7 protein-coding genes and 1 pseudogene are annotated in these 13580 nt (G+C 70.9%); 2 read left to right on the forward strand and 6 right to left on the reverse strand.

Annotated elements, in window-relative coordinates:
- Nucleotides 1–496: 496 nt before the first annotated feature.
- Nucleotides 497–1072, reverse strand: a complete 576-nt coding sequence (locus QQS16_RS01245) for a PadR family transcriptional regulator (RefSeq protein ID WP_286059659.1) — start codon at nt 1070–1072, stop codon at nt 497–499.
- 126 nt (nt 1073–1198) lie between these two features.
- Here QQS16_RS01245 and QQS16_RS01250 point away from each other — a divergent pair, with 126 nt between their 5' ends.
- Entirely contained in the window at nt 1199–1591 is a 393-nt protein-coding gene (locus QQS16_RS01250; RefSeq protein ID WP_286059662.1) for a nuclear transport factor 2 family protein, read from the forward strand.
- Nucleotides 1592–1939: 348 nt separating this feature from the next.
- Here the strand turns inward: QQS16_RS01250 and QQS16_RS43365 are convergent.
- From QQS16_RS43365 to QQS16_RS01270, 5 genes and pseudogenes are all read right to left on the reverse strand, one after another.
- Nucleotides 1940–2188, reverse strand: a pseudogene (locus QQS16_RS43365) (hypothetical protein); the annotation flags it as partial.
- A 225-nt stretch (nt 2189–2413) separates the two neighbouring features.
- Nucleotides 2414–3664, reverse strand: a complete 1251-nt coding sequence (locus QQS16_RS01255) for a TIGR02679 family protein (RefSeq protein ID WP_286059663.1) — start codon at nt 3662–3664, stop codon at nt 2414–2416.
- Nucleotides 3661–7821: a TIGR02680 family protein gene (locus QQS16_RS01260; RefSeq protein ID WP_286059664.1), complete on the reverse strand. Its 4161-nt coding sequence runs from the start codon at nt 7819–7821 to the stop codon at nt 3661–3663. The genes QQS16_RS01255 and QQS16_RS01260 overlap by 4 nt, the downstream gene beginning before the upstream one ends.
- Entirely contained in the window at nt 7818–9164 is a 1347-nt protein-coding gene (locus QQS16_RS01265; RefSeq protein ID WP_286059666.1) for a TIGR02678 family protein, read from the reverse strand. The genes QQS16_RS01260 and QQS16_RS01265 overlap by 4 nt, the downstream gene beginning before the upstream one ends.
- Complete coding sequence (locus QQS16_RS01270; protein ID WP_286059667.1) at nt 9161–10690, reverse strand: TIGR02677 family protein; 1530 nt, start codon at nt 10688–10690, stop codon at nt 9161–9163. Before QQS16_RS01270 ends, QQS16_RS01265 begins: the two co-directional genes overlap by 4 nt.
- A 580-nt stretch (nt 10691–11270) precedes the next feature.
- Here QQS16_RS01270 and QQS16_RS01275 point away from each other — a divergent pair.
- Complete coding sequence (locus tag QQS16_RS01275; protein WP_286059668.1) at nt 11271–13514, forward strand: plasmid pRiA4b ORF-3 family protein; 2244 nt, start codon at nt 11271–11273, stop codon at nt 13512–13514.
- Nucleotides 13515–13580 lie beyond the last annotated feature (66 nt).

Raw genomic sequence — 13580 nt, forward strand, 5'->3', positions numbered from 1 at the left:
CCTCGGCCACACCCAGAGCGACATGGGCACGCTGCGGATCCACAGCCCGCTACTGCGGGCAACCCGGGTACAGACCATGGCCCTCAGCAGCACGCTCATGCCGGGGATGGCTGTTCATTACGCGCCATGGCGGTACCGACGTCCGGTGCCACGGTCCCCCGCCAGGCACTCCCCGGCTTCCACCGCACCCTGGGCGAGTTCCAGCCCCTGCGTCAGAGCACCGGCGTCGTCCGCTCCATCCTCTACTACGACGCCCAGGGCACGCCGGACGCCCGGAGACGGGTGATCCTGGGCTTGGGACTCGCGGTCGCGTGCCTCTTCGGCTTCGGCGCAACCCGGTTCTACGACCGCAAGGGACTGCATCGCAATCCCACCGGGCAAGGAACCACAGCCGGTCCTCACTCGGACGCAGACCGACGACCCCTGAGAGGCCGGGCTGCTCACGACCGTCAGCTACTGACTTTGCTGACCAACTGTGTGGGCGGGACCGCCGCAGTCAGCCGTCAGCCCGGAGCGCGGCCGTGCGCTGTTCGAGCCTGCGCAGCGCCATGTCCCCCCACTGGAGGTTCTCCCGCTCGAACGACATCCCGCGCAGCAGGGTGAGATACGGGCCGATGCGCTCGGCCTCGGCGAAGTACGCCTCCTCAGAGCGCCCGTCGAGCAGGCGCTGCCGGAGCCGCTCGTAACGGGCCAGCTTGGCAGCGGCCCACTCCATGCGCTCGGTGATGGCGGTCCGGACCGCTTCCACGTCACCCGCATCCAGGCACTGCACCTTGACAAGCAACTCGTCCCGGATCACCGCCGGTTTACCCGCAGGCTCGGCGGTGTAGGCGTGGACGGCCTTCCGCCCGGTCTCCGTCAAGGAGAACAGTCGCTTGTTGGGGCGGCGCTTCTGCTCGACGACGCGGGCCGTGACGAGCCCTTCGGCTTCCATGCGATCCAGCTCCCGGTAGAGCTGCTGAGGCGTCGACATCCAGAAGTTGGCGACCGTCGCGTCGAAAGCCTTCGCAAGGTCGTATCCGGACGCCTCGCCCTCCAACAGCGCGGCCATCACCGCGTTCCGCAAAGCCATGTATGCACGCTAGCAGAGTAATCAATAACATGACTAATAGTTCACTTCTTCCCTGTAGACAAGCCCTAACGGGCTCTCTACCCTCCGTCAGACCTATTCACATTTATGAGTAATGGAGGTGGGCTCATGCATCCCCTCCGCAAGGCCATCGGGAGCGGCGACCAGGACGCCGTGGCGGCTCTGCTGGCCGACGACGTCGTCTTCACCAGCCCCGTCACCTTCAAGCCGTACCCAGGCAAGACGATCACCGCGGCGATCCTGTGCGGCGCGCTCCGGGTCTTCGAGGACTTCACCTACATCCGTAAGATCGCCAATTCCGACGGCCGCGATCACGCCTTCGTCTTCACCGCCACTGGCGTCGGCAAGCAGATCGAGGGATGCGACTTCCTGCACTTCGACGACGACGGGAAGATCGACGAGTTCACGGTGATGGTGCGCCCGCTCTCCGCCGCCCAGGCGCTCGGCGAGGCCATGGGCACCCAGCTCGAGCAGATCGCCCGAGAAGCCGCCGAACAGTAACCACGACGACGGACTTCGACGGACTGCGCACCTCCTGGCTGGCTGTCCTACTGCTGGACGAGCCAACGTCCGCACTGGACCTCGGCCACCAGCTCGCAGTCTTCGAACTGCACCACCCCGTTTGCCCTCCCCGTCCCCCTCAGCCCCGTCGGATCGGTCGGCTTCGTCGGCTTCATCAAGAACGTCCAGCAGCCGACGCAACGCGGGCATCGCCGTCACGATCGCCCGGCGGTCGGCCTCGTACAGGCGCAGCAGCGCTGTCGACAGCACCTCGTCCCCGGCCTCCACCCAGGCCGCCAGGCGGGCCACTGCCTCCACGGTCAAGTACAGTCGCGCGGCCCGCCGGTCCGAACGGCCGCGGGAACGCCTCAGCAGCCCGGCGCGCACCAGTTCGCCCACGATGGTCGACACCGTGTTCGGCACCAGTTGCAGCCGCTCGGCCACCGCCCGCGTCCCGATGCCCGGATGTACGATCTCCGGCTCGCGGGCCAGGAAGTCGCGGCGCACGGTCCGGACTGCGACCACCAGACGACCCTGCGCCCCAGACGAAGGTGCAGATGAGGCGACTTCGGCCACGTTCACCTGTTCCCCCACCACGAAACAGGTCCAGCAGCACAACGAAATCGAAAAAACCGCAGGTCATCAGTCCTTGTTGGCAGGTTCCAGGATGCCGACGCACTCCACATGCGACGTCATCGGAAACATGTCACAAGAGGATGGATCTGACGTAGTCGCAGGTCAAGGGCCGTTCTCGGCTCCACTGAAGGACCCTTCCGCGCCCGGAGCGCCAAACGAGCGTCGCCACGGGCCAACGGAGCGCCCTCACCGCATCGCTTCGGCCAGGTCTGCCAACAAGACGTCAGCCACCAGTTCCTCGACCACGGCGGTGCCGTGGTCGGCCATAGCGCGGGTCAGTTCGTGGTCCCAGGGCGCTTCGGTGAGGCGGCCGGGATGAGGACCGTGCGCCGTGCGAGCGACCGCGGCGCGGTAGTCCGCCGCCGTCATGCGCCAGGGCCGGGCCGCCGTCTTGTCCATGAGATACGCGGCAATGCGGATCCCTTCACCATCGAAGTCGCCGTGGTAGCGGAGGGTGGCGCCCTGGGCCGCGAGGAGACGGAGGAGGTGGACAGCCGCGCTGTTGGGCCAGCCGGATGTGCACACGAGCGGCGGACAGTCCGGGCCGAAACGACGTACGGCGAGAGCCAGAATGCTGGGGTTCTCCACAGCGTGGACGACGGGTGCGAAGTCGGCTGCGAGAGTGAACTCGCCCGGGGCCCGCAGTTGAGCGAGGGTCAGGCTGGCGGCCTGACCCGTCTCGGCACAAACGCGCGCCACACGGGCGAGCGGACCTTCTCCGCCCGGGCGCAGTCCACCAACGAGAACGGTGGCGGACAGGTCGTCGTCGGCGACACCCGCGCGAGTCCACAAGGCACGCCGATCCGCCGAGGACTGCGGCGGGGTCGTGTCGTGGAGGGTCGCCAGGGCACGCAGGACGAGAGTGGACAGACGTGTGCCGTCGTCGAGCGCGTGGGACTCGCCCTTCAGGACTCGGGCAGCGAACATGGGCAGGGGCTCGGCCTGGGCCGGGAGCGCCGCGAGCACCGTCAGTGCGTCGGTCAGCAGGGACCGGGTCCGTGCCGTTGAGCCACCGACGAGACCGGCGACTCGGCACGACTGGGTCCAGTCGGCGAGCGCAGGCTGGGCACGTACGGTGGCGTGGCCGTCCAGCCAGGTCCACAGCTCGGCCCGTTGGTCTTCCTCGCGGCGCCGCTCGCCCGCCCGGTCGTCGAGGGGGCCGACGAGTTCGGTGACGGTTTCGCGCACCGTACGGCCGCACAGCTCGGTGACGGCCTCTTCCAGACGGACCAGGGAGACTGAGGGGCGGGCGTCCGGCAGACGGTCCAGGCCCAGGAGGTCGGCGAGGGCCTCGCGCTGGACTTCGTCAAGCGGGCCCAGACGCACCCGTGTGACCGGGCGGCCCGAGGAGAGCCGATTGTGGACCGTGTGCCAGAGCGGGCGGAGTTCGGGGCGGCGCAGGGTGTGTTCGCTCGGGGCCGGTTCCGTATGGGTCATCCCGCCTCCAGGTCGGTGCCGTTCCAGACGAAGCGGGCGCTGGTGACCGCGTCGTCGTCCCCGTCGGTAAGAAGTTGATGGACGGCGATGCCAGGCAGCTCGCCGTAGGTGCACCACTCGTGATCGGAGGTGACCATGAGATCAAGGTCGAGTGCGGTGAGCAGGGCGAAGACCTGTCCGCGGTTGACGGTGTCGACGCCGACGAAGACCTCGTCGAGCAGGATCGGTCGGGGTGCCTGGGGCACGGCCTCGTAGTGGGCGGCGACGGCGGCGAACAGCGGCAGGTGCAGCGCGATGGCCTTCTCTCCGCCGGAGAGCGCGCCGTGCAGCTTCTTGGTCAGCGGCTGCCAGCCGGTTCCGTTCGTCCGGTCAAGGCGGACGATGAAGCGGTGCCAGGCGGTGTAGTCGAGCACCTCGCCGAGCTGCTCCTCCCAGCTCGCGGCAGTGTCACTGCCCTTGGCTTCCTCGATACGGGCGCGGAAGAAGGCATGCAGGGCCTCCCGGTCGGTCTCGGTGACCCGGCCGGGGTCCTTGAGCAGCAGTTGGCGGGCGGTGCGGGTGCTGTCCGGGAGATCCGGACGGACGTCCCACACGAGCTGGACGGCCACGTTGGAGGCGGTACGGACCCCCTCCAGATGCCCGTTCATGCGATCGACGAGTTCGCCGGCCTGCCGGATGCGCGCCGCGAGGTGGCGGCGGATGTCGCCTGTCAGGATCTGGTCGAAGAGGCGGCGCTCGGCCGTGGTGATGTCGTCACGGCTGCTGTCGCGCTCCTGGGTGAGTGTGCTGAGCAGGCCCGTCGCCCCCACGCGTACGCCGTCCAGGGTGGCAGTGAAGAGTTGGATGTCGTCGTCGGGTTCCAGGTCCAGGTCGGCACGGGTGCCGAGGCGCTGGCGTGCCTCGTGAACCGCTTCGGACAGGCGGGTCGCGGCGTCGCCCAGGTTGCGTGGGGTGTACGGGATGCCGGGCCACGTCGCCGCTGTGGCGCGGGCGGCCTCCAGGGTCGCCTTCGTGCCGTCCCCGGCGTCGAGTTCCGGTGTGATTCCTGCATCCTCGGCCAGTCCGACCAGGCACAGGTGCCGGAACCGGTGCGCCGCGCTGTCCCGGGTCGCGACGGCCTGCTCCCGTCGTTCGGCGTCCTGACCACTGGTGGCCTGCAATCCTCCGATGCGGCCTTCCAGGCGCAGCAGGAGGTCGGCCGCCCGGCCTGCCTCCTCACGGCAGCGGCGCAGTTCGGCGCGCGCCTCGGCGACGCGTGCGACGATCTGCCGGTAGTCCTCGCCGACGGTGGCCTCCACCGCTTCCAGGCGCGCCTTCAGTCCCGCCGCCTCCGCCTCGGCGGCAGCCGCGTTCTCGGCCTGTTCCTCGGCGGCCCGGCGCGAACGGTCCGCCTGCGCGGCCAGTTGGTGGGCCCTGTCGGCAGCGGCGGTCGCGGTGAGGTGGGCGTCCACCCAGCTGTCGGCGGTGTCCCGGAACCTGTCGATGTCGGCGGAGAGTGCACGCAACCGGTCGCGGTCGGTGGGCAGTCCGTGTTCCGCGGCCCGGCGGCTGAGCGTGCGCAGGGCGCCCGCCACCTCGCTCTCGCACCGCGCCAGATGCCCGGCGGCGTCGCGCACGGCGTCGTCTCGGGCAGCCACCTTTTCCTCGGCTCGGTCCCAGTCACGCTGACGGGCGTCAAGTTCCCGGTGATCAGGTCGAGCGGCGCGGTCGGCGTCCAGCCGGGCGCGGCGAGCGCCGAGTCCGCGCAGTTGGTCGTCGAGCGCGGCGAGGGAGGCGTTCGTCTCACTGATGCGCTCGGTCAGTTCACCGATCCGGCGCTGCCGGGCCCGCTGCCGCGCGAAGGCACCGATGTGGGCCGGTTCCGGCTTGCTCCACGTTCCGGTGGCGAGCGCGAGACGCCAGGCACCGTCGGCCGACACGGCCGCAGGGTGCCCACCGGGCAGGCATGGGCCGTAGGCGACACCGGCGAGGACGCGGATCACGGTGTCGGCCGGGACGGGGATGCCCTCCTCGGGCCTCAGCACCTCCAGCAGGCTGGGCCCCGGCGCGGTCACGGCCAGGGCCGCCTCGGCGCGGGTGTCGTGTCCAGTCAGCGTGATTCCGTCGTAGGGGCTGACCCAGGCATCCAAGAGGCCCGACGCCTCCAGTGCGGCCTCCACCGCGGCCTGAACGGGGAGCGGGACACCCTCTCGGAAGGCGACCAGCCGCCACAGGGGTGCTCCCGCCGTCGCCGTACGGACAGTGGTGCGGGTGGGCGGGGGCGGAGGCGGCAGTTCGGTCTCACCGCTCAGACGTCGTACCTCCTCCTCACGTCGGCTCCGCTCGTCCCGCAGCCCCTGACGTGCGGCTCGGGCGGTGGCCTCAGCGGTGGCAATCTCCTGTTCCAGCGGGCGGGCGGCAGCTTCGACCAGGGTCCTCACCTCTGCCTCGCTCGCCGCTCTGACCACCAGTTCCCCGGGGTCGGCGATGCGCAGTTCCGTGCAGCCGTCAGCCCACGCAAGCAGCCGTTCCGCCTGTGCGGCAAGGGCGTCGTCCCAGGCGCAGGACGCCTCGTCCCGCCGGGCGATCATCTCCGAGAGTCGAGTACGCGCCTCGTCCATCAGGCCCTCGGCGGCGCCCCGGTCGCGTACCGCGCGGTCGTGCTCGTCCATCGCCTCGGTAAAGAAGGTGACCTGCTGCCGTCGGGCGGTGACCGCGCCCCGCAGCAGCAGACGGGCCTGTCGGGCCCCGTTCTCACCCCCCGCGGATGTGGTACCTGAGCCCTCGGGCCGGCTGCCGCCCCCCTCACGCCCCGCGCCGTCGGGGAGGGGTGCTACATGGTCCGCGCCCAGGATCACCGTCGCCTCGTGATGGATGGACTCCAGACCCGCCGCCCGGGCCGACCGGCGTGCTTCCTCTGCGGCTTCGCGCGCGTGCTCGTCGAGTGTGCGGGCCTGACCCGCCGCCTCATGGGCGTGCCCCTGATCCACCTCCGCCCTGACCTGAGTGGCCCGGGCAGTGGCGCGCTGCCGCCCGGCAGCGGCAGTCACGTCTTCCGTTCGGCGGCGGAGCCGGTCGAGTTCCGCACCCTGCTTGTACGCGTCACTCTCGCGCAGCCCCTCGACGGTCTCCTCCAGGGCGTGCGCGCGCAGCTCCTGTTCCCCACGCCGAGCCTGGGCCGACTCGCGTTCCACCAGCGCCTGTTCGAGCTCCTCGGCGCTCTGGCGGGCGACACGGGTGAGGTTGTCCATCTCGGTGGTCGCCGAGATCAGCACGGCGGAACCGGCACGCAGGACGCGTCGCGCATAGGCGCGCTGCCGGGAGGCGACGGTCTCAGCCGCCGTCACCTCGTCGTCCAGCCGCTTGAGGTGCTCTCGCTGGCGGTCCAGCCGCTCGAAGCCCTCGGCGAGTTCGGCGATCTCGCCTTCGCCCAGTGGGGGCAAGGCGCGGGACAGCAGAGTGGAGAGCAGGGACGGGTCCAGCCGTTCGGACAGTTTGGGCTGGCGCAGCTGGAGCAGGGCGGACAGCAGTGACTCGTAGCGCTGCTCCCCCATGCCGGCGAACAGTTCGCGCCGTACGGCCGTGCGGTAGTCGGTGGCCGAGGCATGCACGTCGCCGCGGTCGCGCAACGCTTCGGCGAGGGCTGTCCGCGTCAATGGCTGTCCCGCCTCGTTGACGAGGAACACACCCCCGGAGTGGGCGATCCTGGATCCGGTGGTGAAGTAGTCGGCGTGCACCCCTGTGGTGTGCACGCTCGCCTGCAGACGCGCCCCGCATCCGAACCACCGCTCCGTGCCGTCGTCGCCGACGCGGCAAAACTCCATCCACACGTAGCCGACGCGGGTCTTGCCGGAGGCGCCTTCGCCCAGCAGGTTCCAGTGCATGGTGCGTTCAGAACCGCCGAAGGTGGACAGGCGGTTGGGGCGGAGGCTGGCATCGAAGAGGAAGGGCAGCAGAAGCTCGAGGGCCTTGGACTTGCCCGAACCGTTCTGCCCGCGCAGCAGCAGGCGACCCTGGTGGAAGGTGAAGGTCTCGTCGTAGTAGCGCCAGACGTTGAGGATGCCCGCACGATGCGGCTGCCAGCGACTGCGGGCGGCGTCCGCCGCATGTGCCGGTGCCCCCGCCTGCTCGGTGGGCTCCTCGGGCCGGCGCGGGCGGGGAAGCTCTGTCACGCTCACTGCTGATCTCCCTGTGCGCCGGCGCCACCAGAAGCAGTGGTGCCCGCCGTCTCGAACGGGCTCGTGCCCCGCTCCGGTCCGGGCTTCTCCGCCGGATCCGAACTCGTCGTCTCCGTCAGGCGGTAGCGGTACGCGGCCGGGCACGCGACAACACGGCCCCTGGCTCGGCGGGCCAGGCCGACATCAGTCAGTACACGTACCGCGTCGTCGGACAGCCGAGCCGCGCCGTCCTCGGACTGATACGCCTTGGCCCAGCGCGGGAAGCGTCGCAGCAGATCCGCTCCGGCCTCGACGAGCTGCTCGGGCAGCAATCCGGCGGGCGCGGCGCAGAGCGGCTCCAGGAGGAGCAGCGCGGCGACCCGGGCAGTGGACGTGTCGTCGGGGAAACGGACATCGGTGGCCAGCCCGTCCGGGTCCACCAGCAGGAAGCCTTCCGCTCGTTCCTCCAGGACGAAGCCGGCCTGCTCGACCGAGCGGCGCAGGATCTGGCGTCCGGTCAGGGAGGTGACGTACGCCAGCTCATCGTCAGCGAGGTCCGACCGGTACAGCACGGGATCGTCGAAGAGGCGACGCAGCACCGAGTGGCGCAGTCTCAGGTTGCGTTGCGCATCCGTGGCGGCGGCCTCGCCGTGTGCCCCGTCCGCCGTGCCGTCGACGACCGCGCCGCCGTAGCGGCGCTCTCGCACAAGACCCGTGAGGAGTTCCTCGAACCGCGCGGGCACCTCGTCCGGGGGCACGGCCAGTCGGGAGGCGCCGACGGGCGCGGCCGGCAACCGCATCAGCAGGGTGGTGTCCACGCGGTAGAGAACCTTGGCCTCCGCGGACTCGACGTACGCCTCGGTCGCCCCGTCCACCGCACGCAGCACGTCGTACGACTCCAGCAGCTTCAGGACGTCGACGAACGCCATCCGCTCCGGCTTGCGGACCGGGTCGAACGCGGGCAGTGCCCGGTCGGCCGCCGTGGCCTGCACGACACGGCCGGCGAGCATGCCGATGGTTGTCATCGGCATCGACAGCAACTCGGCTGCGGTCACGCACAGCAGCACGTAACGCCGACGGTCGAACGGGGCCCGGCCGGAACGCGCCCTACGAGCCGGGCGGGAGCCGTCCGGGTTCGCGCGGACCTTGGTGAGGCGGGCGTACCCCCGGCGAGGCTCGATGACCAGGCTCCAGCCGCATGTGTAGTCGAACCACTGGGTCAGCGGCTCGCGACGGCGGCGTACCAGTTCGAAGCCGGCTGGGTCGGCGGCCTCGGTGAGCAGCGGACGAGCCAGGAGGAGCCGGATGGCACGAGCCACCTCCTCCCGTTCCGCAGCGGCCAGTTGGTTGGCGAGCGTGCTCATACCGCCTCCTGCTGTGCGGCGAGGAAGTCCGGGAACGCGCAGGCTCCGCCCGCCGCCACGATGTGGACGACGTAGTCCGGTCCGGCCAGTGACCCCTTCGTGGTGCGAAGCAGGACGGTGCGGCTGTCAGGAGGCCGAGCCAGTGCGATCTCGACCCGGCCGTCCCCCGTCGTGGCGCGCCGCAGCCCCTCTGCGTCCGGCCGGGCGGACAGGGACCGGCCCAGCAGGTCCAGCAGCCGGTCGAAGACGGCGGGGTCCAGCGCGCCGAAGGAGGACAGACGCACGGGTCCGTCCGTCTCCAGCACCTGCCAGGCGCGCGCGAGTTCCGCGCGCTCCGCGCGGGCCCGCTCGGCGCGCTCCGCCCTGACGGCCGCGACGTCCCGCACCTTGGCCGTGCGAGTGAAGCGCTCCGTCCGTCCACTGGTCCGCAGCAGCGCCGACACCTCCACTGGCGGGGCCTCGGACCAGGAATGGGACGACGGGATCAACTCCGGGTCGGGGTGGGCGAGGTGAGCGTGGCGTGCCGGGCCGAGGCCGAAGGCCGCCGACCACAGCCGGTGCAGGTCCTCCTCCGCGGGGGCCGCTGCGAACCAGCGCGCCAGCTCCCGAAAGTCCTGCACGGCGCTGGAAGAGCGGCGCCGTGACTCGTTGATCCGCTCCAGGACCTGCAGGAGCGAGACGATGGCCCGCCGGGCGATGTCGTGCAGCTGCTCGATCCGGGGGCGTGCCCCGTCGTCCGGAAGGAACCATGCCCGCAGCCCCGCCCAACGCGCCCGTCGGCTCTCCAGCCAGCCGGCCGCGGGATCCTCTCCGGTCACCGGCGGCAGCTCGGCCCCGCGCAGCGCCCGCTCGCGCAGCACGGCGATCCCTTGTTCCTCCACCCGGGCCACGGCAGCAGCGACCGCCTGCCCGCGTCGGTCCAGGTTGACCAAGAACTCCTGCAGATACGCGACGGTGGCGGCCTTGACCTCGCGGAACACCTCCAGATCCGCGCCCTCGGCGCGCAGGAGGCGCTGCAGTTCGCCGTTGAACGCCTTGGTGTTCTCCACCAGAGCGTCCAGATGCCCCTCCAGCTCCCGCAGCGTGCTAAAGATCCGTCGATCGGCCGAGGCGGGTTCGCCGCAGAGCCCGCACAACTCGTCGAGCCGGTCGGCGATCGCCTCCAGCACGGCCGTCTGCAGCGCCCCCGTAGAGGCGAGAACCTCAAGCGCGTGCCGTACTCCGGCGAGAGCGGCCTCGCCGCGGCGGGTCAGTGAGTACTGCAGGTTACGCCGCTCGTACTCCTCTGCCGTGCGGTAGTTCTCCGCGTGGTTGTGCACCACATCCAGGAGCTCCCACTGCACGAGTTTCCGGAGCGCCTCATGCAGTTCCTCATCCTCGACCGCCGCCGCCCAACCCACCCCGCGCAGCCGCAGGCGCACGGTCTCGAGCCCCAGCGCTGTCTCCAGGTGCTCGCCTGCCACGCCGAAGGCGTCCAACACGGCCCCATACAGGTCGGACCTCTCCCCCGTCGTGAACCGGAACATCTCCGGTGGCACCCTGCGCACACCTTTCACCCCTCCCCGCGGTCCCGGCGGCTCCGGATCTCCACCCTAGAGGGCGCCACCGACATTCAGGGGCAAGTCCCGGAACAGCGGATTCGCACGGCGGGCAACGAGCGGTCCCGTCTCCCGGTGCCGCTGAAGGTCCGGCTCGGCGCGCGAGCGTGATCCGCTACCAGGCCCCCGTGAGGACCGCCGCCGGAGCGCATCCACTGCCCAGGGTCGTGTCGGATCCGCCCGTGTCCGAGGCGGGCAGAATCAGATCCGCGCAGGGGGCCGAGGACCCGCAACCGATTCGGTCCAGGGCGCCGGACCAGCACGCTGGCTCGGAGTCCATCCCTTGTGCTCGCGGTGGACAAGCTGCCACGACCAGCTCACCCCAGCACGGGCTCACCTCGCTCGCTCCGGACGTCGGGTCGCACACCATGCCCCCACCGCTGGCCCGGCCGCCCGGCGTCGACACCGTGTGCACAGAACGGAGGCCGCCGCAACCGGGTTTGAGTCGGCATACGGACAGGCGCCATGATAGGACCGTTCAAGCAGCCTGGTGCGGTGGGAGCAACAGATGCGGCCAGACGGGAAGACGGCCCCGTCCGATCTCCAGCTGAAGATCGTGCTGCACGGCACGAGACCGCCCCTGTGGCGGCGCCTCGTGATGCCGTCCGACACCTCGCTCCGGACGCTGCACGACGCCATCCAGCTCGCCTTCGGATGGCACGGTGGTCATCTGCATCTGTTCACCGACGAGTTCGGCCGGGGGTACGGCGATGCGGCCCGGCTCACCGACGTCGATCTCGGCCTCGGCCGCGGCGTCGGCGACGAGGGGGCCACCGCGCTCGGCGATGTGCTGGCCGGGGAGTGGGCACGGCTGCGCTATGTCTACGACTTCGGCGACGACTGGGAGCACGGGATCACGCTGGAGAAGGCACTGCCGCGCCCGGTCGGTGCGGGGCGGACGGTGCGCTGCGTCGGTGGGCGCCGCGCCGATGTACCGGCCGAGGACATCGGCGGCGTGTGGGGGCTGGCCGAGGTACTGGAGTTGCTCGACACCCCGGACGGGGCCGGGGATGGCCCGTACGGTGAGCTGGTCGCCGAGCTGCGGGCGACCGGTTACGACAAGGCCGCTTTCGAGCGGGAGGCAATCACCGCGCGCCTGGCCCAGCTGACGCCGGACACGGTGTCCGGCCATGCGAAGCCGCCGACCGGTGCTCGGGCCGGGCACGGCGGTGTCCGCCGGCTGACCGCCGAGGACGTGGCCCTGTGTACCTGCGGGCAGTGCGGGGTGGGCGGTCCGGTCGATGCCGGAGTCGACGAACCGGCCGAGGATGTGCCGGTGCTGCGCCCGGTGATCCTGGCTCCGCAGGAGGACCTTGTCGCTGCCGTGCGGGGTGTTCCGCTCTTCGACGCGGCGCTGCGGCTCGCTGCCTGGTGCCACGAGGGACGTCAGGTCACCGCCGGGCGGGTGCTGCGGCCCGCGCTGGCGCGTGAGGCCGTCGAAAAGCTCCAGCTGTGGAAACTGGCCGACGACGACTCGCCGTATGCCGATGCCGTCGCCCGCGCTCGCGCGTTGAAGTCGGTGCGCAGTGCCAAGGACGTGGCCGTTCTCGACGATCCGTGGTGGCTCGCCGTGGACAGTGGAATGATCACGATCAGCGGGGGCCGCGCGTGGGGTGGCGCGGCAACCGACGTCGCCGGTGAGGGCCTTCTGGCGTTCTGGGCCGCCACTTTGGGCGATCTGCTGGAGGAGGTCGGTGAGACGGGGGTGTTGGACGAGTGGCACGGCGAGCTGGGCGAGCTGACTGCCCAGATCGCCGACGGACTGGTCGGTCTGCTGTACGACGCCCCGGACGACGCCTGGGTGGATGTCGACGACCTGCGCGCGCAGGCCCGTGAGGCGGGCGTGCACGGGCCGGAGTTCGATCTCTTCCAGGCGCTGGTCGCGGCGTCCTTCAGGGAACTCGGGAAAGCGCTCGCACTGCTGGGCGCGGTGGAGTGCGAGCCCGGTGACGGCGACGATTCGGCCGAGGAGACTGTGCTCACCCTCCTGAACGCCATGGCCGGACAGGAGTCGGAGGGCGGTTGGGGAAGTTCGACGGCGGCGTCGAACCGGCCGTGGGGAGACAGGCGCGGGCATCGCATGCGGCTCACCCCACTCGGCCGCTACGGGCTCCGCGCCTATCTGATGGAGTGCGGTGTGCCCGCCCCCCTGCTCGGTGAGTACGCCGAAGCGGACGCCGGCTCTCTGCTCCAGGGACTCCTGAGTTACTCTCCCGAGGAGATGCGCCGGGAGGTCGAAGGGTGGCTGGAACACCGCTCGGCCGCCGATGCCGCGGTAGGGCTGCTCGACGCATGCGCGGGAGCCGGCCACGAGGCAGCGGCGAAGCGCGCAGTGGCCCAACGGGTGCTGGCCGACCTCGACGAGCCGCGGGCACTGCGCGTGCTGCGCAAGGCAGCGGACTCCGACGTCGAGGGGTGCCGACAGGTGGCCGCCGCGGCGCTGTACGCGCGCCTTGGAACGGAAGCACCCGTGGATCCGGCGCGGGCGGAGGCGGCCGGACTGTGGCTGCTCATCGACGGGCTGTCGATCCTCGCCGGTGCGGGGGAGACCGAGGAGCTGGTCCGGGGCTTGCTGGAGAACGGGAACACGGCGCCCGAGGCGCTCGAACAGCGGGTGGACGACCTGTGGCGAGTGGAGCACCCGGCCACCGCCCACGTGCTCGCCGAACTGGCTGAGGGACTGCGCGGCGTCGACAGGCAGCTGGCCAAACGCATGCGTACCACGGCGAACAAGGCCCACTCCCGCCGATGACGGCGGAGTTGGAACCTGCTGGTGGACGATGGCGCGGTGAAGACCGCGCGAACGACGGTGAGGCGA

Source organism: Streptomyces sp. ALI-76-A (genome assembly GCF_030287445.1).
Lineage (GTDB): Bacteria > Actinomycetota > Actinomycetes > Streptomycetales > Streptomycetaceae > Streptomyces.